Origin of the sequence: Stenotrophomonas sp. PvP093 (assembly GCF_017876915.1) — a bacterium.
Lineage (GTDB): Bacteria > Pseudomonadota > Gammaproteobacteria > Xanthomonadales > Xanthomonadaceae > Stenotrophomonas > Stenotrophomonas muris.
Genome location: NZ_JAGIOX010000004.1, coordinates 812,927 through 835,899, shown reverse-complemented (window position 1 = coordinate 835,899; position 22,973 = coordinate 812,927). Strand labels below are relative to the sequence as shown.

The following is a 22,973-nucleotide window of genomic DNA, read 5'->3' as shown; positions in this document are numbered from 1 at the left end:
GGCATAAAATGGTGAGCTATCCGTCTATATCCCCCCACCTGGAGCACACCATGGGTCTGGAACTCGTCTCGCCCGGCAAGAACCCGCCGGAAGAAATCAACGTCATCATCGAGATCCCGAAGGACTCGGAGCCGGTGAAGTACGAAGTGGACAAGGAAACCGGCGCGATCTTCGTCGACCGCATCCTCTCCACCCCGATGCGCTACCCGTGCAACTACGGCTACGTGCCGAGCACGCTGTGCGGCGACGGCGATCCGGCCGACGTGCTGGTGGTGCTGCCGCTGCCGCTGGTGCCGGGCTCGGTCGTGCGCTGCCGTCCGGTCGGCGTGCTGAAGATGAGCGACGAGGCGGGCAGCGACGAGAAGATCCTGGCCGTGCCGGTCTCGAAGATCTTCAGCGGCTACGCCCACGTCGAAGACATCGCCCAGGTCTCGAGCCACTGGCTGGAGCGCATCGGCCACTTCTTCGAGCACTACAAGGACCTGGAGAAGGGCAAGTGGGTCAAGCTGGACGGTTGGGGCGGCGCCGCTGAGGCCAAGCAGATCCTGATCGAGGCGCACCAGCGCCATCTCGACAGCAAGGCCTGAGCCTGAACCGGATCGCTCCGGCGGTACCCTGCCGGAGCGATGCGGGTCACGTTTCATGACGACGGCACATCACTCTTGCTGCCGTATTAGGTAAATTGCGTCACTTCACACGTCATCGACATCCATCGTCGAGACAGCCAGGGGAATGTGTCGTGCGTATTCTGCTTGTTGGGGATGCAGCCAGCCTGCCGGCCGAGCTGACCGAATTCATTGCCGATCTTGGGGAAGACTGGCAGCCGTTGACCGCCACCGATGGCCAGGCCGCGATGACCGCGGTGGCCACGCAGGGCGTGGACGCGGTGATCGTCTGCCCGCAATTGCCGGATCTCAATGCCACCACGCTGCTGGGGCAGATCCGGACCTTGCGCCCGGAGACCATCCGCATCGCGCTGGTCGATGCGCAGCATGGCAACCGGCCGCCGCCGGCGCGCCTCATTGGTGTCGCCCACCGCTTCCTACCGCTGCCGCTGGCGCCGGAAGTGCTGCTGGAGGCACTGACCAGCCTGGAAGAACTGCGCGAAGTGCTGGACAGCCCGCGCCTGCGCGATGCCATCGGCCGTATCGAGAAACTGCCCTCGCCGCCGCACCTGTACCTGAGCCTGACCCAGGCCCTGGAACATGACGACGACGCCGACAGTGCCGATGTCGCCAAGCTGGTCGCCGCCGATCCGGCGATCGCCGCCAAGGTGCTGCAACTGTCGAACTCGGCCTTCTTCAGCCAGGGCCGCACCATTGCCGACCTGCGCACCGCCGTGACCCGGCTGGGCCTGGCCACGCTGCGTGACCTGGTGCTGGCCAGCGAAGTGTTCTCCGCACCGACGCTGTCGGCCGCCGAGCGCAACTCGCTGCAACAGCGCGCACTGCTGGCCTCGCGGCTCGCCGCACGCCTGCTGCCCGAATCCAGTGCCGAACTGGGAGCGACTGCCGCGCTGCTGGCCGACATCGGCCTGCTGCTGCCGGGTGTGCGCAACGAGCGCAGCGAGCCCTCGCTGGCCGGCGACACCCGCCCTGGCCATGCCGAGGCCGGCGCCTACCTGCTGGGCCTGTGGGGCCTGCCGATGCCGATCATCGAAGCGGTGGCCTTCCACCTGCAGCCGCAGCGCGCCAACACCCGCAGCTTCTGGGTGACCGGTGCGGTGCACGTGGCCCTGGCGCTGGTCAATGGCGATCCGGTGGACGAGGACTACCTGCAGCGCGCAGGCGTGCTGAACAAACTGCCGCAATGGCGCGAACACGCCAATGCGCTGATGGGACTGGTGCCCAGCGACGCCTGAGCGCGTTGCATGATGTCCGGATGACAGAGGGCGCACCCACAAGGTGCGCCCCTTCCATATCAGCGGGTACCGCAGGCGTCCTGCACGCAGCGACGGTACTGCGACTCGCAGATGACCGGTGACTTGCCACTGGCCAGGCACTGCTGGCGGAACTCCTCACAGTAGAGCCCACCGCCGCAGACCCCGAGGCCCTGCGCGAACACTGCGCCCACCAGCGTTGCGTAGATCAATGCAGCGGCCGATGCCTGCCGCAGCAACGTGTTCTTCATATCCCTCTCCACATGCAAGCGTCCGGTAGTGGACCTCCTGACTGTGTTGATTACGACACGACGGGACCGTGACTGCGCTCACCTTCCAACAATTTCCGGAATTCCCCTACAAAAAAAAGGGCGGACCTTGCGGTCCGCCCTCCTTCTGTTGCTACCGCACTTCGATGAATCAGAAGCGCTGGGTGTACTTCATGTACAGGAAGCGACCCACGTCGAAGCCGCCGTAGTAGGCGAACGCCGAGTTCGGAGCCGAGTACTGCAGGGCACCCTTGTGGTCGAACACATTGTTCGCGCCCAGGGCGATGGTCGCATCCCACGGCGCCTTCCAGCTGACCTGCAGGTCGTGGAAGGTGTTGGAACCGGTGTGACGCAGCGGATCGGTCTCACCGTTGGCCATGTGGTTCGGAGCATCGCACCAGCCGTCAGCCAGCGAGATGCAGCTTTCCTTCATGCCCGAGTAGTAGCGCGCGGTGTAGTTCACACCGAAATCGCCGTACTGCCAGTTGACGCCCAGGTTCGAACGCACGCGGAACAGGCCCGGCTCGCTGACGCGGCCGACCATGATGTTGTCGCCCGCGCTGTTCTGGCGCTGCTCGTCGTACTTGGCGGTGTAGCTGGTCTGCCAGTCGATGCTGAACTGGCCAATGGCCAGTTCCGGCAGGCGGTACTTGATGCCCAGATCGTAGCCCTGGGTTTCCATCTTGCCGAGGTTGGCGGTGCCGTAGGTGATCGCACTGACGTGGCCGTCAGCCGCACGGGTCACGCTCGAGCAGCGCGAAGCGTTACCCAGCACGTAGCAGTCACGCAGGATGCGGTCGACGCTGTCAGCGATGATCATGTCGCTGATTTCGTACTTGTACCAATCCAGCGACACGTCCAGGCCCTGCACCCAACGCGGGCTCCACACCAGGCCGAAGGTGGTGCTCTTGGAGGTTTCCGGCTTCAGGTTCGGATTGGCACCCGAGATGAACTGGTCACCCGACTGGCACGGCAGGGTCGAACATTCCTTGCCCGCCTGGCCCAGCTGCACGTAGTTGGCCGGCACGCCTGCGCCGGAGCACGCGGCATTGCCTGCAACGCTGCCCGGAGCCTTCACGCCGCACGGATCGATGTAGGACTCGAAGCTCGAGCTCAGGCCACCGTACAGGTCGCTGATGGTCGGAGCGCGGAAGCCCTCGGCGTAGGTGCCGCGGACCAGCAGTTCATCCAGCGGACGCCAGGTCAGGCCGAACTTGCTGTTGGTGGTGCCACCGAAGTTGCTGTAGTCCGAATAACGGCTGGCAACGTTCAGGGTCAGTTCCTTGGCGAAGGCCATGTCGGCCAGCAGCGGCACGTTCAGTTCGAGGTAGACCTCGTTCAGATCGTACTGGCCGCGGGTCGGCTTCTGGCCCAGGCCGGTGGACTGGCCCGACTGTGCGAAGGCGTCCGGCACGTAGCTGCCTTCTTCCTTGCGGTGCTCGACACCCAGGGCGAAGCCCAGGTCGCCGGCCGGCAGGGTCACGATGGCGCCCGACAGGTTGGCGGTGAAGCTGGTGGTCTTGGTGACGCCACGGGTGGTGAAGGTCGGGAACAGGAAGTCCTGCAGCTCCTGGTTCGCCAGCGAGCCCTGACCCTCAACGCCGTACGGCAGCAGCGGGTTCCACGGGCGGCAATCGCCCAGGATCGGGTTGGCGGCGGTGCCGCAGCGGGCAACGCCACCGGCATCGATGAACGACGGGCCCAGCGCCTGACGCGCGCCGATCAGGCTCATGTCACCGCGGTTGCTCTTGATCGACTCGTTGCGGTTCCACAGCGCGCCGACATCCCAGTCGAAGGTCTTGCCACCCAGCTCGAAGAAGCCGGTCAGGGTCGGAGCGAAGCGCAGGGTCTTCAGCTGGCTGTCAGTGGTACGCGGCACTTCCCACAGGCGGCGGCGGAAGCTGACGTCCTGGCCAACCGGGTTGAAGGCGCTGTCTGCCGACAGCGGGGTGTTGATCGACTTGGAAGCGGACTGGTACGGATAGCCGGCGATCTGCTGGAACGTCTGGCGCTCGTTGTAGAGCACGTCGGTGTTCAGGCTGATCGAATCGGTGAAGTCGTAGGTGCCGTTGATGTAGACCGACTTGCGCTTCACACCGGTCAGCAGGGTCATCTGCTCGTTCGAGTTGGCGAACTCGTCTTCGGTGATCGCGTGGTAGTCGTTCGGGTTCTTCGGATTGCCACCCGGGTTCAGGGTCTGCCACACCGCGCTCGACTTGCTGCAGTCGTACAGCTTCGGGTTGCACCAGCTGCCGTTCTGGCTGATCGGGCTCCAATCAGCCGAGGTGGAGTTCGGACCCAGCGAGCCGTCACGGCTGTACCAGCGGTCCTTGGCCCACACCGGATCCTGCTTCGAGTACTCGGCCGACAGGGTCAGGCTGCCGCGCTCACCGCGGGCACCGAGGGTCATCGAATAGGTTTCGCTGTCGCCGTCGCCCTTGCCGTACTGGCCGACGTAGACATTGGCTTCGCCGCCGTCGAAGTTCTTGCGGGTGATCACGTTGACCACGCCGGCAATGGCGTCGGAACCGTAGATCGACGAGGCGCCGTCCTTCAGGATCTCGATGCGCTCAACGGCCGACATCGGGATCTGGCTCAGGTCCTGCAGACCCGAGGTCGAAGCGCCCAGGCGCTTGCCGTTCATCAGCACCAGGGTGCGCTCGGCGCCCAGGTTGCGGATGTCGACGTAGTAGCCGCCCACGTTCTCGCCCGAAGCCAGCGACTCCGAACGCGAAATGGCCGGGGAACCGGCCGAGGTCAGGTTGTTCAGCACGTCGGCGACGCTCGAGAAGCCCTGCTTTTCCAGGGATTCGCGGGTCATCGTCAGGATCGGCTGCTGGGTCTCCACCGAGGCGCCGCGGATGCGCGAGCCGGTGACCGAAATGCGGTCCAGGTCGGTGGTGCCCTTTGCTTCCTGAGCCGAAGCAAAGGCCGGCGCCAGCGCCAGCGCAATGCCGGCCGGCAGCAAGCCGAACCGCACTGCGGGATTACGAACGTTCATCTATCTCTCCAAGGTACGTGTTAGCAGCGTGTTAAAACACCCCAGCACGTTACGATTGCGTTGCAGCGCTGTATTTGCGCGAACCAACCGGAGACTTTGCGGATTTTGGCGGGAGCAAGCCGCCGTTCTCCCTGAAGCGCGACGCGGACTGGCCGTAGCGGGCGCGGAACGCACGCGCGAAGCTGCAGCAGTTGTCGAAGCCGCTGGCGGCGGCGACCTCGCCCACCATCATGTCGGTGTCGCGCAGCAGGTCGGCGGCGCGTTCGAGGCGCAGTCGTGCCGAAAGCGACTGCGGGCTTTCCTCGTACAGGCTCTGGAAGGTCTTGGAGAGGTACCAGCTGGAGAAGTTGGTCAGTTCGGCCAGTTCGCCGATGCGCACCACCCGGTGGCTGTTGCCTTCCAGATAGAGGCGCGCACGCTGCATGCGGCCGAACACCTGGCGCTTGCGGCTGCGCGAGCGGCCCGGGCAGCGCTGCACGTTGTCGGCCAGGCCGCGCTGCAGTCCAGCAAGGTGCAGCAGCAGCGGACGCAAGGCCTGGGCCGGCTGGCCGCTGGCCAGCGCATCGCGCCACAAGCGCAGCGCAACGCGGGCGTCACTGCGGTTCATGCGGCCACGACCGGCATACAGGCCACAGTCGGCCATCTCGGTCAGCACGCGAAGCGCTTCAACGTTCAGGTTCAGGCCAACGCACAACCCGTTGCGACCGGCCTGCACCAACGGCCGCGATTCCTTCTCGAAGGCGATCCACTCGCCCTGGCGCAGGCGGAATCGCCCTTCCTTGGCCTCCACCCACGAACTGCCACGCACCTGCATCCAGACAGTGAAGCTGGAGCCGGCGGTCTGCAGGCTGCCCAGCCGGGCCACGCCCAGGCAGGTCGGCGTGACATCGTCGAGCGACCGGTCCAGGGAGACGGTTTGGCCGCGATCGGCCAGCGAGAGTTGACGCATGGGGGCACCACGGATTTGCCTAGTACAGGACTCCGTTTTGCCTAATCAGGCGGCACCGCGTCAGGAAAGCCCGACGAGATCGCCACGAATTCGCGACGAGATCCAGACGAAGAAATTACGAAGGCCCATTTCCACTGAAAAACAACAACTTGGAGAACGCCGGGAACAGCGCGGGGGGGCGTTCGGGCAACCGCATCACACCGATGTCGGCACCATCGCTGACCGCCATCGCCACGAACAGGTCACGCCCGTCAGCGCTGGCGCTGAGTCCGTTGCCGGCGCTGAGCCGCTCCGCATCCAGGCAGCGTTCCGGCTCCGCGCGGCCGGGCAGGATGCGCACGAAGGTGGTGCCACACGTGCTCGAAGTGCCGAGGTAACCGACGCCAGTGTTGCCGGCCACGGTCCAGGCCCGGTATCGCCAGCGGCTGGGCCGGTCATCGCTGATCTGCTGCACGCTGCCCGACGACAACGCGGCGTCGGCCGACCACAGGCCACCTGCGGCCAGGCGGGTGAACAACACGCGGCCACTGCTGCGGTCGAAGCGCGCCTGCGACACCCCTTCGATGCTGGCCAACCGGCGCCAGGGCTGGGTGCTGCGGTCGAACAGACTCAACCGGGTGCGCTGGTCGGCATCGCGCTCGACCACAAACAACTGCTCCGGCGACGCGCCATACAGGGCCTGCAGCGGCTGTTCGGCCGGGACCGGCAAAGGTTGCAGGCGTTCATCGCGTGGCGCGATCTCGTAGACCACCGTGCGCCCATGCGCGTCGCGGCCGACCACGAGCAGCTGGCGGCTGTCGGCCGACCAGTCCGGTGCCTGCCGCGCTTCCGGCCGCAGCCCTTCAATGGGGCGCAGCGAATCCGGCCGCTGCATGTCCGCCCACCACAGGGCGAAGCTGCCGGAGCGATCCGAGGTGAAGACCAGCTGGCGGCCATCGGGCGCTGCCATCGGCTGCCCATCGCGGCCACTGGATGCAAACAGGCGTTCGGGCGCGCCGCTGCCCTGCACCGGCACCTTGAACACGCCGAACTGCGCGCGCCGGTGGACGAAGGCCAGCATCCCGCCACGTCGCGACACGGCGGGCCACTGCGCATCATCCAGGCCGGCATCGCGCAGCGTGTGCCGCTCGACGTCCAGATAATAGAGCCGCGCCTCGCTGTCCACGCGGCGACCGAACACGATGGTGCGGCCATCGTCCAGCCAGGCCCATCCGCGCAGCTCTGCCGCCTCGTTGGTCAACTGCTCGGGCGTACCGCCCGCGGCCGGCACCCGCCACAGATCGCCCAGCTGCGGATTGCGCACGAACACCAGCCATTGCCCGTCGGGCGAGTAACGCGGTGCGTAGTCGAAGTCGTCCTGGTCGACGCTGTACGCCAGCGCGCGCCACTGACCACTGGCCAGGTCCAGCACGCGGATGCCACGGTGCGCGTAGCGCCCGACCATGCTGCCGAACACCAGGCCGCGACCATCGGGCGTCCAGTCGAAGCTGAGCAGCTCGGTGCCATCGCAGCGCGTGGCCTGGCGCAGGGCGCCACCGGTTGCGCTGGCGATCAGCACCTGGCAGCCACCGTCGGCGGAGAACCGTGCGAAGGCAATTTCGCGACCATCCGGCGACCAGTTCGGGAATCGATCGACGGCACCGGCCGGCGGCGCCAGCAACTGGCGCGCCGGCGCGTTGCCGGAGGTCTGTACCTTGATCGCACCACCGCCATTGCCATCTTCGTTGGCGCCTTCATAGGCCACCAGCGAACCATCCGGTGACAGCGTGGGATAGGTTTCAAAGCCGCTGGTTGCGGTGATCAACCGATAGGGACGCTGGGGGCTGCCGATCACCCGCGTGCCGTTCTCCACGGCGGCCTCCACCGGCGAACTGCTGGCCGGTGCGCGGCGCAGCAGCAGCGTGGTCATCACCAGCAGCGTGGCCAGCATCAACACGCCCAGCGCCAGCAGCACGCGGCGGCGGACATGGCGCCAGCGGCGGCGCGATTCCTGCGCGCGCGCGGGCAGCACCGCAGCGGCGGCGAGTGCGGGCTGCACGTCCACACCTTCGTCGTCAGGCAAGCCCGCAGCCGACGGCTCCGCATCGTCCAGCGCCTGTACCGGTACCAGAAGCCGATAGCCGGTCTTGGCAATGGTCTCGATGTAGGCCTGGCCGCTGTCGTCGTCGTTGCTGAACGCCTTGCGCAGCTGGGTAACGGCCTGGGTCAGCACATCGTTGGTCGGCAGCGTGTCCGGCCACACCTCGGCGAACAACTCGTCGCGGGTGACCACACGGCCCGGCTGCCGCAGCAGCACGCGCAGCACGCCCAGCGCCTTCGGCGTCAGCCGGCGCGGACGACGCGCACCGACGACCTCGACTTCGCGCGAGGACAGAGTGACGATGCACTCTCCTATCCGTATCCGATCGGACACGGGTGGCTGTATTTCACTGCTGTTCATTTTCTGCTACACAGTAGAGACAGGTCCCGGGCAGTGTTTGCCTTCGTTACGGTCCCGTCCTGGGAACAGCGAAAAGCCAGACTCCGCACAAAGCATCGGCGCATACCGCAAAAACAATCGAGCGCGCGAATACTAGCCTATGCAAGTTACCTCGCCTATCGCGTGGTCGACATCAGGCTCTCTCTCGCCGACGCATTCACATAATTCGCGACATCATTCGCGCCCTCTTGGGCGCGAAATTTTTATCTGGCGTTCATTTTCACATGCGCCGCAGCATGGTCAATCCGACCAGCCGCGAAACCACCAAAGCCACGTACATCACGCCGGAAAACTGCTCCAGCATGACCAGTGCTCGTGCCTGTGGATGAAGCGGCACGACGTCACTCAAGCCGACTCCAGACAGCAAGCTGAAGCTGAGATAAAGCAGCTCCATCCAACTGCGCTGCGCCTGCCCGCCGGTGCCCTGGAAACTGCCCGGATACCACTGCTGGCACACCGCGAACGCGAAGGCGAACGCCCACGCCAGCAGGGTGAAGGTTGCGCCAGCTGCGAACAGTTCGTCGCGGGTGACCTTGTGATCCTGGAGCATGTAGGCAATCAGGGCGCCAGCCGTGTAGAAGTACAGCAGGCTCTCCAGCACCTGCGCGGTGGTCAGCAATGCGGTGCGCTCGAGCAATGCGCCTGCCAACGAGAACACCACCGAGGGAATGGCCAGCAACAGCGCCAGCCAGGTGCCCAGCGGGCTGCGCTGGACCACCCACAGCGCCAGGCCGAGTACCGCCATGCCGAACATGCCCAGTGCCGCGCGGCCGGCGGCGGTGTCATCCAGCGCGGGATACAGCAGCACCGCCAGCAGCTGCGCGCCCAGCAACCAGGCCGAAGGATGCCGGCGGGCAATGGCCAGCCAACGGGTGGTCATGGCAACAGGCATGGTGTCCTTTCCCCGGGATGATGGGCGGAGGATAGCCGGGAGCGGCGTGATGAGCGGTAGTGCCGGCCGCGGGCCGGCACCACCGTCTGCGCATCACCCCTGGTGGTAGACCTCGGCACCCGCGGCGCGGAACTCCTCCGACTTCTCCTTCATGCCGGCCTCGGCGTAGTCACGCACATCCTGGGTGATCTTCATCGAACAGAAGTGCGGGCCGCACATCGAGCAGAAGTGCGACAGCTTGTGCGCATCCTTCGGCAGCGTTTCGTCATGGAACTCCCTGGCCTTCTCCGGATCCAGGCCAAGGTGGAACTGGTCTTCCCAGCGGAACTCGAAGCGCGCCTTGCTCAGTGCGTTGTCGCGTACCTGCGCGCCCGGATGGCCCTTGGCCAGGTCGGCCGCATGCGCGGCGATGCGGTAGGCCATGATGCCGTCACGCACGTCCTGGCGATTGGGCAGGCCGAGGTGTTCCTTCGGCGTCACGTAGCAGAGCATCGCCGTGCCGAACCAACCGATCATCGCCGCACCGATCGCGCTGGTGATGTGGTCGTAGCCCGGCGCGATGTCGGTGGTCAGCGGCCCCAGCGTGTAGAACGGCGCTTCGCCGCATTCACGCAGCTGCTTGTCCATGTTCTCCTTGATCAGCTGCATCGGCACGTGGCCGGGGCCTTCGATCATGGTCTGCACATCATGCTTCCAGGCGATCTTGGTGAGCTCACCCAGCGTCTCCAGCTCACCGAACTGCGCCGCGTCGTTGGCATCGGCGATGCAGCCCGGGCGCAGGCCGTCACCCAGCGAGAAGGTCACGTCATAGGCCTTCATGATCTCGCAGATGTCTTCGAAGTGCGTGTAGAGGAAATTCTCCCTGTGGTGCGCCAGGCACCACTTGGCCATGATCGAACCACCACGGCTGACGATCCCGGTCACGCGCTTGGCGGTGAGCGGCACGTAGCGCAGCAGCACGCCGGCGTGGATGGTGAAGTAGTCCACGCCCTGCTCGGCCTGCTCGATCAGCGTGTCGCGGAAGATCTCCCAGGTGAGCGCTTCGGCGCGGCCGTCGACCTTCTCCAGCGCCTGGTAGATCGGCACGGTACCGATCGCCACCGGCGAGTTGCGGATGATCCACTCGCGGGTTTCGTGGATGTGCTTGCCGGTGGACAGGTCCATCACGGTGTCACCACCCCAGCGGATCGCCCACACCAGTTTCTCCACCTCTTCGGCAATGCCCGAGGACACCGCGCTGTTGCCGATGTTGGCGTTGATCTTGGTCAGGAAGTTGCGGCCGATGATCATCGGCTCGCTTTCCGGATGGTTGATGTTGTTGGGCAGCACCGCGCGGCCGCGCGCGATTTCATCGCGCACGAACTCCGGCGTGATGATCTTCTGGATCGAGGCGCCGAACGCCTCGCCCGGGTGCTGCTGCAGCAGGCCGGCATCGCGGATCGCGTCCAGCCGCTGGTTTTCGCGGATGGCGACGAATTCCATTTCCGGCGTGATGATGCCGCGGCGCGCATAGTGCATCTGGGTGACGTTCGCGCCTGCACGTGCACGTCGCGGCAGGCTGCGTGTGGGGAAGCGCACAGCATCGAGCTTCGGATCGTGCTCGCGGTCGCGGCCGAACGACGAACTCAGGCCGTCGAGCTGTTCGGTATCGCCGCGCTCCTCCACCCAGCCACGACGCAGCGCCGGCAGGCCCGCGGACAGATCGATACGCGCGTCCGGATCGGTGTACGGGCCCGACGTATCGTAGACCGTGACCGGTGCATTCTCCTCGCCGCCGAACAGCGTCGGCGTGCGGGTCAACGCGATCTCGCGCATCGGCACCTGCAGATCCGGACGCGAACCGGGTACGTGGATCTTGCGCGAGCCGGGAATGGGCCGGGTCACGGATTCGGAGAGTTGCTGGGCCTGTTGCTGCAGGGCGGAGAGCTGTGCGTTCATCGGGCATCGTCCAGGAAGGTCAGGGACGAAGCGGCGGCGCACTGCGACCGCGCACGGACGGTCCTTGGGCGGTGTCCGGGCACGGCTGCACTGCAAAGCTTCCCTACGCCGGTATGAGCCGGATCAGGTTCCAAGGGACTGTCTCAACCGTGGCCACATGGCCGCGGTACCCCCGCTTCTTGGCGTGCATTAGAGCATAGACCGCCCGCTCCGGGAGTTGCCCCCGCGGTCAGATCCGCTTTCCTGTGGAAAGCGGATCTGATCCGGATCGTTGTTCGTTAACAGAACCATGACGTCGCGTTCAGTAACGTGCACGTCCGTCGCCCTCCAGCGACCGATGCGTCCTTCGCCGCCGACGCGGCCCCTGCCCGGTTCGCGCTGCATGCCGCCGGTCCTTCGCTGCAAGCTCTGCTCGCTCCCCTCAATCCCTTGATCGGAGAAGCTCCTTCATGGTGTTTCGCGTTTCCATCGCACTGGTTCTCCTGCTGGTGCTGCTTGCCGGTATTGCACCAGGCCCCTTCAATGCCGTGGTGCAGTCGATGCTGGCAGAAGTCATCCGCAGCGTCGGCTGGCTGTACCTGCTGGTGGTATTCCTGGCCCTGGTGTTCCTGATGTACCTGGCTTTCGGTCGCTTCGGCAACCTGCGCATCGGTGGCGAAGACGCCGAGCCCGAGTTCTCGCGAGCCAGCTGGATGTCGATGCTGTTCGCCGCCGGCATGGGCATCGGCCTGGTGTTCTGGGGCGCCGCCGAGCCCATTTCGCACTTCAGCAAGCCACCGGAAGGGCTTGCTCCGCAGAGCCTGGATGCGGCACGCGCCTCGATGCGCTATGCATTCTTCCACTGGGGCCTGCATCCGTGGGCCATCTATGCGCTGATCGGGCTGGCAATGGCCTGGTTCCAGTTCAACCGCAACGGCCGCGGCCTGGTCAGCGACATGCTGCAGCCGATCATCGGCCGCCACCATCGCGGCTGGATCGGTAGGGCGGTCAACATCGCTGCAGTGGTCGCCACCGCGATCGGTGTCGGGACTACGCTGGGCTTCGGCACCATCCAGATCGCCGCCGGCATCGAGCGCGTGTTCGGCGTGCAGGCTACCGTCGCAGTGCAGATGACCATCATTGCCGTCGCCTTCGTGCTGTACATGGCCTCCACCGCCAGTGGCGTGGAGCGAGGTGTGAAGTGGCTGTCCAATTTCAACCTGGCGTTGGCTGCCCTGCTGGCCGCCATCCTGCTGGTGCTGGGGCCGACCGGCTTCATCTTCGATACCTTCACCACCACGCTGGGCTCCTACCTCAACCAGCTGGTGACGATGAGCCTGCGCATGTCACCGTTCTCCGGCAGCACCTGGGTGGCGGACTGGACAATCTTCTACTGGGCCTGGTGGATCTCGTGGGCACCGTTCGTGGGGTCGTTCATCGCACGCATCTCGCGCGGCCGCAGCGTGCGCGAGTTCGTGATCGGCGTAGTGCTCGCGCCGACGCTGCTGGGCTTCTTCTGGTTCGCGGTATTCGGCGGCACCGCGCTGTGGGCACAGATCTTCGGCCATGCCGACCTGGTGCAGGCGCTGGGCAATGGCTACGAGACCGTGCTGTTCACGCTGTTCGACAGCATGCCGCTGCCGCTGCTGCTGTCGTGCATCGCACTGGTACTGCTGATGATCTTCTTCGTGACCTCGGCCGACTCGGCGGTACTGGTGCTGGCCAGCATGTCCACTGACGAAGCAGGCGATCCTCCGTTGAAGCGCAAGCTGGCCTGGGGCATTGCGGTGGCGTTGATCGCAGCGGCCTTGCTGCTGGCCGGTGGCCTGGATGCGCTGCAGGGCATGATCACGATTGCGGCGTTGCCATTCGCGCTGCTGATGGTGCTGGTGATGGTGTCGCTGTACCGCGTGCTCGACCAGGAGTACACGCGTGAGCGGCGGCAGGCGCAGCGCCAGCGGCACATGATCGATGCGTGGATCGCGCGCGAGATGGCGGCGCAGGAGGAGACCCAGGCCGAGGCCGCACGCGCGCACGATCAGGATTGAGGGTGTTTTGCAGCCTGCGGCTGCACTGCTTTTTTCAAGCAACGGCAACGTCTAAACCGGCTCTGGGATGCTGAAGGTTTGGCGGGGCGGTGTGGGTGGGCAGGACACGCCGTGAACCCCTCCTTGGGGGCTCGATGGCGCCATCCATGGCGCCAACGGTCCTGCCCACCCACACCGCCCCACCCCCGACAGATTTCCGGTGACGGTTGGTTCTTCACGCCATGCGTGGATGAGGTGTATCGGGAAAACAAGAAGGGGTCGGATCCGTTTTCCTGCGGAAAACGGATCCGACCCCAACCATCAGCACGCGGCTGTTGCTGTTGCTGTTGCTTTTGATCTTCTTTTTTCTTCCTGCGGTGGCGGCCGCAGAAAACTGTCAGAGGCCGGGTGGGTGGGCTGGGCGGGGGTGTCAGCCGCATGGATGCGGCTGCCAAGCCTACAAGGACGTACTTGCGGCGTCCCCCGAACAGCCTACCCACCCGGCCCAACAAGCTATTCCGCTTCTGAACCCACCGCAGAGGGGGCTCAGCCCGGTGGCCGGGAACCCTCAATACCCCGCCGCCTGCCCGTCCTTGCGACTCTCCGAAGCTCCGTAATAAACCCCGCTCTCGGGGTCGCGCATGATCGCCTGGTACCCGCCATAAGGCCCATCGGCGAACACGATGCGATGCCCCTTGCGCATCAGCGCACGCACCGTCTCGTACGGGAAGCCGGTTTCCAGATTCACTTCACCACCGTCGGTCATCGCCGTGGCCTGCCCGGTCGGTTCGGTCGAGCCCTCGTGCTGGATGCGCGGTGCGTCACCGGCTTCCTGCAGGTTCATGCCGAAATCCACCAGGTTCATCACAATCTGCGCGTGGCCCTGCGGCTGCATCGCGCCGCCCATCACGCCGAAGCTGGCGTACGGCTTGCCGCCCTTGGTGATGAACGCCGGGATGATCGTCTGGAACGGCCGCTTGCCCGGTGCATAGCCGTTGGGATGGTTCTTCTGCAGCACGAACATCTCGCCACGATCCTGCAGGATGAAGCCCAGTCCCGGCGGCGCCATGCCGCTGCCCATGCCGCGGTAGTTGGACTGGATCAACGACACCATCATGCCGTCGGCGTCGGCCACGGTCATGTAGATCGTGTCGCCTTCTTCCAGCTGCTTCGGCGTGCCCGGCTGCACTTCCTTCAGCGCCTTGTCCATCGAGATCAGTGCGCGGCGCTGCGCGGCGTATTCCTTGGAGATCAGCTTCTGCACCGGCGCCGGCTGGAAGGCCATGTCGGCATAGAAGCGCGCACGGTCGGCGAAGGCCAGCTTCTTCGCTTCGACGAACAGGTGCACGTGCTCGGGTGAACCGAACGGGATCTTCGAGAAATCGTAGCCTTCCAGCACGTTGAGGATCTGCAGCGCGGCGATGCCCTGGCTGTTCGGCGGCAGCTCCCACACGTCGTAGCCACGGTAGTTGCTGCTGACCGGTTCGACCCACTCACCCTGGTGGTCGGCCATGTCCTGGTAGCTCAGGTAGCCACCATTGGCCTTGAAGTAATCGCCGATGGTGTGGGCAATGGCGCCCTTGTAGAAGGCATCGCGTCCGCCGTCGGCAATCTGCTGCAGGGTGCTGGCCAGGTTCGGGTTCTTCCACATCTCGCCCTTGCGCGGGGCGTGGCCGTTGATCGTGAACTGCTCCTTGAAGCCCTGGTACTGCGACAGCTTGGGCACCGAGCGGTCCCAGTAGTAGGCGATCACCTCGGCGACGGGATGGCCCTCGCGCGCGTAGCGGATGGCCGGCGCCAGGTTGTCGGCCATTGGCTTGCGGCCGAAGCGGTCGTGCAGCGCGAACCAGCCGTCGACCGCGCCGGGCACGGAGACCGGCAGCGGGCCGGTAGCCGGGATGTCCTTCAGGCCACGTCGCTGGAACTCGGCCAGGGTCAGCGACTTCGGCGAGCGCCCCGAACCGTTGTAGCCGTAGAGCTTCTGCGTCTTCGGGTCCCAGACGATGGCGAACAGGTCGCCACCGATGCCGTTGCCGGTCGGCTCCATCAGGCCAAGCGCGGCGTTGGCGGCGATCGCCGCGTCCACCGCCGAGCCTCCCCCTTTCATCACGTCCAGTGCAATCTGGGTGGCCAGCGGCTGCGAGGTAGCGGCCATCGCATGCGGGGCGATCACCTCCGAACGGGTGGCAAAGGTGTGGCCGGTGATGCGGTCGGCGGCCGAAGACAGTGCGGGCACAGCGGCCAGTACAGCGGCGGCCAGCAGGGAACGGGCAAGGCGTCGGGACACGGTCGGGTTCCGATGGAAGGGTGGTCCCCCGATCTTCGCCGCTGCGGCCATCCTGGGGTATCGGGCAGAGGTCATGGACGTTGATCCTGGGGTGGGTGTGCAAGGTCCGCACCCAGCAAGGCGAGGATCCGCCGGATTCCGCGCAAAAACCGCCCTGAAAGGAGTGAATTCCGGTTCACCGAAACACTTTCAGCGGCAACCATCCTTGTGCCACAGGCGATTGCGCCGGATGCAACGGAAACCAACAAGAATTCCGTCGCGAGGGTTGACATCGCCAAAACGGCTGTGTTTCTCTCGATCACATGTTGCATCACAACACGCCACCGCGAACCCACAACGAAGCCGCCGACATCGGCGCCGCCTCGCTGCGTTCGATTCTTGTGCTCGTACTTATTACCCAACCAACAGGTGCGGGACGAGCCAGCGTGTAAGCAACGAATACACCGGAACTCTTCAAAAACCCGCACCCGCCCCGGTGCGGGTTTTTTCATTTCAGAACCTGGTTTCAGACGCAACCACCATGCACAACGCCCAACGCAAAACCCGGACCCACACCGCCGCCACGCCTCGTGGTGGCTGTGCCTGCGCGGCGCATGGTGCCTCCTCCACCGCTTTCCCCTGACCGGCCGGTACGTCACCTCGACGACCGGCCGTTCTTTTTTTCTTCCCACCGCAAGGAACCTCCCCCATGAGCACCAACGACCTGCCCCAGACCAAGATCGCCGTCATCGGCTACGGCAGCCAGGGCCGCGCCCACGCACTGAACCTGCGCGAATCCGGCTTCGACGTGGTGGTAGGCCTGCGTCCGGGCGGCCCGACCGAAGTCAAGGCACAGGCCGACGGCTTCACCGTGAAAGCACCGGCCGACGCGGTGAAGGATGCGGACCTGGTCGCCGTGCTGACCCCGGACATGGTGCAGAAGAAGCTCTACGACGACGTGCTGGCGCCGAACATGAAGCAGGGTGCGGTGCTGCTGTTCGCGCACGGCCTGAACGTGCACTTCGACATGATCAGGCCGCGCGACGACCTGGACGTGGTGCTGGTTGCGCCCAAGGGCCCGGGCGCGCTGGTGCGCCGCGAGTACGAGATCGGCCGTGGCGTGCCCTGCATCTGGGCGGTCTACCAGGACAAGAGCGGCAAGGCGGCCGAGTACGCACTGGCCTATGCGGCCGGCCTCGGCGGTGCACGCGCCAACCTGATCCAGACCACCTTCAAGGAAGAGACCGAGACCGACCTGTTCGGCGAGCAGGCGGTGCTGTGCGGCGGTGCCTCGGCACTGGTGCAGGCCGGTTTCGAGACCCTGGTCGAAGCGGGCTACCAGCCGGAGATCGCCTACTACGAAGTGCTGCACGAACTGAAGCTGATCGTCGACCTGTTCTATGAAGGCGGTATCTCGCGCATGCTGGAATTCATCTCCGAGACCGCGCAGTACGGGGACTACGTCAGCGGCCCGCGGGTGATCGACGCCGGCACCAAGGCGCGCATGAAGGAAGTGCTGAAGGACATCCAGGACGGCACCTTCACCAAGAACTGGGTGGCCGAGTACGAAGCGGGCCTGCCGAACTACAACCGGTTCAAGCAGGCCGACCTGGAGCACCCGATCGAGAAGGTGGGCAAGGAACTGCGCGCCAAGATGGTCTGGTTGCAAGGACAGGCCGCGTAACCGCGCGGCCCTCCCCCACCCGCTTTGCAAGGTTCCCCCATGAACTCTTCCACACACCGCAGCGCGCCGCCCAACGGCGCGCGCTGGCTGACCCAGGCGCTGGAAGCCGAAGGCATCCGCACGCTGTTCGGCTATCCCGGCGGCACCATCATGCCGTTCTACGACGCGCTGGTGGATTCGTCGCTGAAGCACATCCTGGTGCGCCACGAGCAGGGTGCCGCACTGGCGGCGAATGGATTCGCCCGCGCCAGCGGCCAGGTCGGCGTCTGCGTGGCCACCTCCGGCCCGGGCGCCTCCAACCTGGTCACCGGCATTGCCGATGCGATGCTGGATTCGGTGCCGATGGTCTGCATCACCGGCCAGGTCGCCACGCCGCTGCTGGGTACTGACGCTTTCCAGGAACTGGATGTGTTCGGCCTGACCATGCCGATCGTCAAGCACAGCTGGCTGGTGCGCAGCGTCGACGACCTGCCGCGCGTGGTCGCCGATGCCTTCCGCGTCGCCCGCGAGGGCCGGCCCGGCCCGGTGCTGATCGACCTGCCCAAGGACGTGCAGCTGGCCGATGCCAGCCACCTGCCGGCGCACGTGCCGAGCAGCGTCGAGCCGCCACCTGCGCCGGCCGAAGCGGCCATCGCCGAAGCCATCGCCGCACTGGCGGCCGCCGAGAAGCCGGTGGTCTACGCCGGTGGCGGCATCGCGCTGGGCGATGCGGTGCAGGACCTGCGCGACTTCGTCGAAGCCAGCGCCATCCCCACCGTGATGACCCTGCGTGGCCTGGGCGCGCTGCCGGCCAGCCATCCGCAGTCACTGGGCATGCTGGGCATGCACGGTACCCGCGCGGCCAACATGGCGGTGCAGGAAAGCGACCTGCTGCTGGTGCTGGGTGCACGCTTCGACGACCGCGCCACCGGCAAGCTGGCCGAGTTCGCACCGTTCGCCCGCGTCGTCCATATCGATGCCGACGCCTACGAGATCTCCAAGCTGCGCAGCGCCGATGTCGCCGTGCCTGGCAACGTCGGCCATGCCATCCGTGCCCTGCGTGCGGCCTTCCCCTCCCCCAAGGCCCACCAGGACGCGTGGCGCAGGCGTTGCGCGCAGCACCGCGACCGCTTCTCTGCACGCTACGACGCACCGGGCCAGCACATCTACGCCCCGGCGCTGCTGAAGCGCCTGAGCGAGCTGGCCCCGGCCGATGCGGTGATCGCCTGCGATGTCGGCCAGCACCAGATGTGGGTGGCGCAGCACTGCCGCTTCAACCACCCGCGCAACCACCTGACCAGTGGCGCGCTGGGCACCATGGGCTTCGGCCTGCCGGCGGCGATGGGTGCGCAGTTCGCATGCCCGGAGCGCACCGTGGTGCTGGTGTCCGGCGACGGCAGCTTCATGATGAACGTGCAGGAGCTGGCGACCATCGCGCGTTGCCGCCTGCCGGTGAAGATCGTGCTGCTGGACAACAGTTCGCTGGGCATGGTGCGGCAGTGGCAGGAACTGTTCTTCGCCGAGCGTTACAGCGAGATCGACCTGTCCGACAACCCGGACTTCGTGGCGCTGGCACAGGTGTTCGGCATCGCCGCCACCCGCATCGACAACCGCGACGACGTGGAAGGCGGCCTGGCCGCGCTGCTGGCCGAACCGGGCCCGGCCCTGCTGCACGTGGCCATCGATGCACGTGCCAACGTGTGGCCACTGGTGCCGCCGAACACCGCCAACAGCACGATGCTGGAAAGCAACCCCGCCCATGCCCGCCAGGAGACCCCCAATGCAATACCGGCTTGACCTGGTGCTGCACCCGGCCGAAGGCGCGCTGCTGCGCGTGATCGGCATGGCCGAACGCCGCGGCTTCGCACCGCGCGCGATCAGCGGTGCGCCGGTGGCCGACGACGATGGCCGCTGGCACCTGCAGCTGGTGGTGGATGGCCAGCGCCCGGCGGAAACGCTGTGCCGGCAGATCGAGAAGATCTACGACTGCGTGTCCGTGCAGGTCACTGCCGTGGAAGGAGCATCCGTATGAACACCCGTACCGTAGTGACCACGGTGCCGGTACGGAGGCGTCTTCTTCGCCGCCCGTGCCCGCATGCGGCGGTCGCCCGCACCGCGCTGGTGGCCCATGCCGGCCGCTGATGCCAGCCAGGAAAGCGATGTCGGCGACGTAAGCGTCGCCGACGTACTGGCGGCGCAGGCCCGGCTGCGGCGCTTCCTGCCGCCTACCCCGCTGCACCATGCCGAGCGCTTCGGCACCTGGCTGAAGCTGGAGAACCTGCAGCGCACCGGGTCCTACAAGGTACGCGGCGCGTTGAACGCGCTGCTGGCCGGCCGCGAGCGCGGCGATACCCGGCCGGTGATCTGCGCCTCGGCCGGCAACCATGCCCAGGGCGTGGCGTGGGCGGCCTACCGCCTGGACGTGCCGGCCATCACCGTGATGCCGCATGGCGCACCGGCCACCAAGATCGCCGGCGTCGCCCACTGGGGCGCGACCGTTCGCCAGCACGGCACCAGCTACGACGAGGCCTACGCCTTCGCGGTCGAACTGGCACAGCGACACGGCTACCGCTTCCTGTCCGCGTTCGACGACGCCGATGTGATCGCGGGCCAGGGCACGGTCGGCATCGAGCTGGCCGCACACGCGCCGGACGTGGTGATCGTGCCGATCGGCGGCGGTGGACTGGCCTCCGGCGTTGCACTGGCGCTGAAATCGCAGGGCGTGCGCGTGATTGGCGCGCAGGTGGAAGGCGTCGATTCGATGGCACGTGCGATCCGCGGCGACGTGCGCGAGATCGCCCCGGTTGCCTCTCTGGCCGACGGCGTGCGGGTGAAGATTCCCGGCTTCCTGACCCGCCGCCTGTGCACCTCGCTGCTGGACGATGTGGTGATCGTGCGCGAGGCCGAACTGCGCGAAACGCTGGTCCGGCTTGCGCTGGAGGAACACATCATCGCCGAGGGCGCGGGCGCGTTGGCGCTGGCGGCCGGCCGCCGCGTCGCCGGCCGCCGCAAGTGTGCGGTGGTGTCCGGCGGCAACATCGATGCCGGTGTCCTGGCCGGCCTGCTCACCGACATCCGTCCGCGCCCGCCACGCAAACCGCGGCGACGGCGCAGCGAAACCCCGCGCTCGCCGACCAAGGCCAGCGCCCTCGCCTCCCCCGCCTCTTCCCCTTCCCCCCTGCAAGCCGTCGCACCCGCTGTCGAGGAGATTTCCCTGTGACCACCATCGAACGAATTACCACCCCGCGCATCCGCATCTTCGACACCACCCTGCGTGACGGCGAGCAGTCCCCCGGCTGCAGCATGAGCCCGCCGCAGAAGCTGGTGATGGCGCGTGCGCTGGACGAACTGGGCGTGGACATCATCGAGACCGGCTTCCCGGCCAGCTCGCAATCCGACCGCGAGGCGATGGCGCTGATCGGCCGCGAACTGCGCCGCCCGAGCCTGAGCCTGGCGGTGCTGTCGCGCTGCCTGCAGGCCGATATCGAGACCTCCGCACGTGCACTGGAAGCGGCAGCCAACCCGCGCCTGCACGTGTTCCTGTCGACCAGCCCGCTGCACCGCGAGCACAAGCTGCGGATGACCCGCGAGCAGGTGCTGGAGTCGGTACGCAAGCACGTCTCGTTGGCCCGTTCCTACATCGACGACGTCGAGTTCTCGGCCGAGGATGCCACCCGCACCGAGCTGGACTACCTGATCGAGGTTTCGCGCGTGGCCATTGCCGCCGGCGCCACCACCATCAACCTGCCCGACACCGTCGGCTTCACCACGCCGGAAGAAATCCGCGCGATGTTCCAGCAGGTCATCGCCGGCGTCGCCGACGTGCCGAACGCGGCCAACGTGATCTTCAGCGCGCACTGCCACAACGACCTGGGCCTGGCGGTGGCCAACTCGCTGGCCGCCATCGAAGGCGGTGCACGCCAGGTCGAGTGCACCATCAACGGCATCGGCGAGCGCGCCGGCAACTGTTCGCTGGAAGAGATCGCGATGGTGCTGAAGGTCCGCCAGGCCTTCTACGAACAGGACAGTTCGATCAACACCCCACGCATCGTCGGCACTTCGCAGCTGCTGCAGCGTCTGGTCGGCATGCCGGTACAGCGCAACAAGGCCATCGTCGGTGCCAACGCGTTCGCCCATGAATCGGGCATCCACCAGCACGGCATGCTGCGCCATCGCGGCACCTACGAAATCATGCGTCCGGAAGACGTGGGCTGGGAAGATTCGCAGATGGTGCTGGGCCGCCACAGTGGCCGCGCCGCCGTCGAAGCGCGCCTGCGTGCGTTGGGCTTCTGGCTGGACGAAGACGAACTGAAGCTGGTGTTCGAGCAGTTCAAGGGCCTGTGCGAACAGCAGCGCGTGGTCACCGATGCCGACCTGCAGACGTTGATGCAGGGCGGCTCCAGCGCGCAGGGCTACCGCCTGGCCTCGATGACCATCAGCGACGTCGGCAGCCGCGCCAACGCGCTGGTCGAACTGTCCGACCCGGATGGCAACCGCGTGGCCGAGACCGCGCAGGGCGACGGCCCGGTCGATGCGCTGTTCGGCGCGCTGTCGGCCGCCACCGGCGTGCAGCTGATGCTGGACAGCTATCACGTGCACAGCGTCGGCATCGGTGCCGATGCGCGTGGCGAAGCCAACCTGAGTGTGCGCCATGACGGCGTGGAGTACGACGGCACCGGCACCAGCAAGGACATCATCGAAGCCTCCGCGCTGGCCTGGCTGGATGTGGCCAACCGCCTGCTGCGCCAGCGTCAGGCCGCCGTCCACAGCAGCACCGACGTTCCCGCTTCCGCCACCGCCTGAGGATCCCACCATGAGCGCCTTCGACACCCCCACCCCGGCCAGCGCCGCTGGCCAGCAGTGGAACGCCCAGGACTATGCGATCGATGCCGGCTTCGTGCCGCTGCTCGGCGGTGCGGTATCGCGCCTGCTCGACCCGCGCGCCGGTGAGCGCATCCTCGACCTGGGCTGTGGCGATGGCGTACTCAGCACCGAACTGGCCCTGAGCGGTGCGCGCATCCACGGCGTGGATGCCTCGCCGGAACTGGTGATCGCCGCCCGTGCGCGCGGCGTCGACGCCCAGCTGATGGACGGCCACGCACTGTCGTTCGACAGCGAGTTCGATGCGGTGTTCAGCAATGCGGCACTGCATTGGATGACGACTCCGGACCGCGTGCTGGAAGGCGTGCGCCGCGCCCTGCGCCCCGGTGGCCGCTTCGTCGCGGAGTTCGGCGGCCACGGCAACGTGGCCACGATCGTCGCGGCCGTGCAGGCCGCGCGCGTGGCCCACGGGCATGGCGCCAGCACCTTCCGGTGGTACTTCCCGACGGCCGATGCCTACGCCGATCGCCTGCGCCAGCATGGCTTCCAGGTGCAACTGATCGAGTGCACGCCGCGCCCGACCGCACTGCCGACCGGCGTGGCCGGCTGGCTGCGGGTATTCGCCGCACCGCTGCTGGACGACCTGGCGGCCGAGGCCCGCGCCACCGTGCGCGAGGCGGCCACCGCACTGCTGGCCGAGCTGCCGCGTGACGCATCTGGCCAGCCGCTGGCCGACTACGTGCGCCTGCGTGTGCTCGCCCGCCGTCGCTGACTTGACCGTTCCGCTTTCCTTACTGATGTTCGCTATTT

16 protein-coding genes and 1 riboswitch are annotated in these 22,973 nt (G+C 66.5%); of the genes, 9 read left to right on the top strand and 7 right to left on the bottom strand.

Annotated elements, in window-relative coordinates:
• Positions 1-50 precede the first annotated feature (50 nt).
• Positions 51-587: an inorganic diphosphatase gene (gene ppa, locus J3A72_RS06470; protein ID WP_005410935.1), complete on the top strand. Its 537-nt coding sequence runs from the start codon at positions 51-53 to the stop codon at positions 585-587.
• Positions 588-739: 152 nt separating this feature from the next.
• Positions 740-1,861 (top strand): HDOD domain-containing protein, encoded by a 1,122-nt coding sequence (locus J3A72_RS06465; RefSeq protein WP_014038392.1) that lies wholly within the window; start codon positions 740-742, stop codon positions 1,859-1,861.
• 59 nt (positions 1,862-1,920) lie between these two features.
• Here J3A72_RS06465 and J3A72_RS06460 read toward each other — a convergent pair whose 3' ends face one another.
• From J3A72_RS06460 to thiC, 6 genes are all read right to left on the bottom strand, one after another.
• Positions 1,921-2,130 carry a hypothetical protein gene (locus J3A72_RS06460; RefSeq protein WP_014648325.1) on the bottom strand — a complete coding sequence of 70 codons (210 nt, stop codon included), beginning with the start codon at positions 2,128-2,130 and terminating at the stop codon, positions 1,921-1,923.
• A gap of 169 nt (positions 2,131-2,299) precedes the next feature.
• Entirely contained in the window at positions 2,300-5,149 is a 2,850-nt protein-coding gene (locus tag J3A72_RS06455) for a TonB-dependent receptor (RefSeq protein ID WP_014648326.1), read from the bottom strand.
• Positions 5,150-5,198: 49 nt separating this feature from the next.
• Entirely contained in the window at positions 5,199-6,098 is a 900-nt protein-coding gene (locus J3A72_RS06450) for a helix-turn-helix transcriptional regulator (protein WP_075076027.1), read from the bottom strand.
• Between the two features lie 115 nt (positions 6,099-6,213).
• The gene (locus J3A72_RS06445) at positions 6,214-8,538 is read right to left on the bottom strand and encodes a winged helix-turn-helix domain-containing protein (RefSeq protein ID WP_014648328.1); all 2,325 of its coding nucleotides are present in this window, start codon (positions 8,536-8,538) and stop codon (positions 6,214-6,216) included.
• 259 nt (positions 8,539-8,797) lie between these two features.
• A complete protein-coding gene (locus J3A72_RS06440; protein WP_014648329.1) occupies positions 8,798-9,469 on the bottom strand; it encodes an ion channel in 672 nt (223 codons plus the stop codon).
• Between the two features lie 93 nt (positions 9,470-9,562).
• A complete protein-coding gene (gene thiC / locus J3A72_RS06435; protein WP_032955989.1) occupies positions 9,563-11,407 on the bottom strand; it encodes a phosphomethylpyrimidine synthase ThiC in 1,845 nt (614 codons plus the stop codon).
• An 82-nt stretch (positions 11,408-11,489) separates the two neighbouring features.
• Positions 11,490-11,591, bottom strand: a riboswitch (TPP riboswitch).
• A gap of 265 nt (positions 11,592-11,856) precedes the next feature.
• Between thiC and J3A72_RS06430 the strand changes: the two genes are divergently transcribed.
• Positions 11,857-13,434: a BCCT family transporter gene (locus J3A72_RS06430; protein ID WP_209571985.1), complete on the top strand. Its 1,578-nt coding sequence runs from the start codon at positions 11,857-11,859 to the stop codon at positions 13,432-13,434.
• 547 nt (positions 13,435-13,981) lie between these two features.
• Here the strand turns inward: J3A72_RS06430 and ggt are convergent.
• On the bottom strand, positions 13,982-15,700 hold the full coding sequence (ggt, locus tag J3A72_RS06425) for a gamma-glutamyltransferase (protein ID WP_075077194.1): 1,719 nt from the start codon (positions 15,698-15,700) through the stop codon (positions 13,982-13,984).
• 688 nt (positions 15,701-16,388) lie between these two features.
• Here ggt and ilvC point away from each other — a divergent pair.
• The 6 genes from ilvC (at position 16,389) to J3A72_RS06395 (ending at position 22,935) form a co-directional block, all read left to right on the top strand.
• Complete coding sequence (ilvC, locus tag J3A72_RS06420; protein ID WP_014648333.1) at positions 16,389-17,363, top strand: ketol-acid reductoisomerase; 975 nt, start codon at positions 16,389-16,391, stop codon at positions 17,361-17,363.
• A 39-nt stretch (positions 17,364-17,402) separates the two neighbouring features.
• On the top strand, positions 17,403-19,139 hold the full coding sequence (gene ilvG, locus J3A72_RS06415; RefSeq protein ID WP_014648334.1) for an acetolactate synthase 2 catalytic subunit: 1,737 nt from the start codon (positions 17,403-17,405) through the stop codon (positions 19,137-19,139).
• Complete coding sequence (locus J3A72_RS06410; RefSeq protein WP_014648335.1) at positions 19,123-19,374, top strand: ACT domain-containing protein; 252 nt, start codon at positions 19,123-19,125, stop codon at positions 19,372-19,374. Before ilvG ends, J3A72_RS06410 begins: the two co-directional genes overlap by 17 nt.
• 96 nt (positions 19,375-19,470) lie before the next feature.
• Complete coding sequence (locus J3A72_RS06405; RefSeq protein ID WP_049420878.1) at positions 19,471-20,562, top strand: threonine dehydratase; 1,092 nt, start codon at positions 19,471-19,473, stop codon at positions 20,560-20,562.
• On the top strand, positions 20,559-22,145 hold the full coding sequence (locus J3A72_RS06400) for a 2-isopropylmalate synthase (protein WP_046432422.1): 1,587 nt from the start codon (positions 20,559-20,561) through the stop codon (positions 22,143-22,145). Before J3A72_RS06405 ends, J3A72_RS06400 begins: the two co-directional genes overlap by 4 nt.
• Positions 22,146-22,155: 10 nt before the next feature.
• Positions 22,156-22,935: a class I SAM-dependent methyltransferase gene (locus tag J3A72_RS06395; protein ID WP_075077193.1), complete on the top strand. Its 780-nt coding sequence runs from the start codon at positions 22,156-22,158 to the stop codon at positions 22,933-22,935.
• Positions 22,936-22,973 lie beyond the last annotated feature (38 nt).

Bases quoted from the DNA above. Each gene is read 5' to 3' on its own strand.
- ppa (WP_005410935.1), top strand. From the start codon at position 51: ATGGGTCTGGAACTCGTCTCGCCCGGCAAGAACCCGCCGGAAGAAATC.
- J3A72_RS06460 (WP_014648325.1), bottom strand. From the start codon at position 2,130: ATGAAGAACACGTTGCTGCGGCAGGCATCGGCCGCTGCATTGATCTAC.
- J3A72_RS06455 (WP_014648326.1), bottom strand. From the start codon at position 5,149: ATGAACGTTCGTAATCCCGCAGTGCGGTTCGGCTTGCTGCCGGCCGGC.
- J3A72_RS06450 (WP_075076027.1), bottom strand. From the start codon at position 6,098: ATGCGTCAACTCTCGCTGGCCGATCGCGGCCAAACCGTCTCCCTGGAC.
- J3A72_RS06445 (WP_014648328.1), bottom strand. From the start codon at position 8,538: ATGAACAGCAGTGAAATACAGCCACCCGTGTCCGATCGGATACGGATA.
- J3A72_RS06440 (WP_014648329.1), bottom strand. From the start codon at position 9,469: ATGCCTGTTGCCATGACCACCCGTTGGCTGGCCATTGCCCGCCGGCAT.
- thiC (WP_032955989.1), bottom strand. From the start codon at position 11,407: ATGAACGCACAGCTCTCCGCCCTGCAGCAACAGGCCCAGCAACTCTCC.
- J3A72_RS06430 (WP_209571985.1), top strand. From the start codon at position 11,857: ATGGTGTTTCGCGTTTCCATCGCACTGGTTCTCCTGCTGGTGCTGCTT.
- ilvC (WP_014648333.1), top strand. From the start codon at position 16,389: ATGAGCACCAACGACCTGCCCCAGACCAAGATCGCCGTCATCGGCTAC.
- ilvG (WP_014648334.1), top strand. From the start codon at position 17,403: ATGAACTCTTCCACACACCGCAGCGCGCCGCCCAACGGCGCGCGCTGG.
- J3A72_RS06410 (WP_014648335.1), top strand. From the start codon at position 19,123: ATGCAATACCGGCTTGACCTGGTGCTGCACCCGGCCGAAGGCGCGCTG.
- J3A72_RS06405 (WP_049420878.1), top strand. From the start codon at position 19,471: ATGCCGGCCGCTGATGCCAGCCAGGAAAGCGATGTCGGCGACGTAAGC.
- J3A72_RS06395 (WP_075077193.1), top strand. From the start codon at position 22,156: ATGAGCGCCTTCGACACCCCCACCCCGGCCAGCGCCGCTGGCCAGCAG.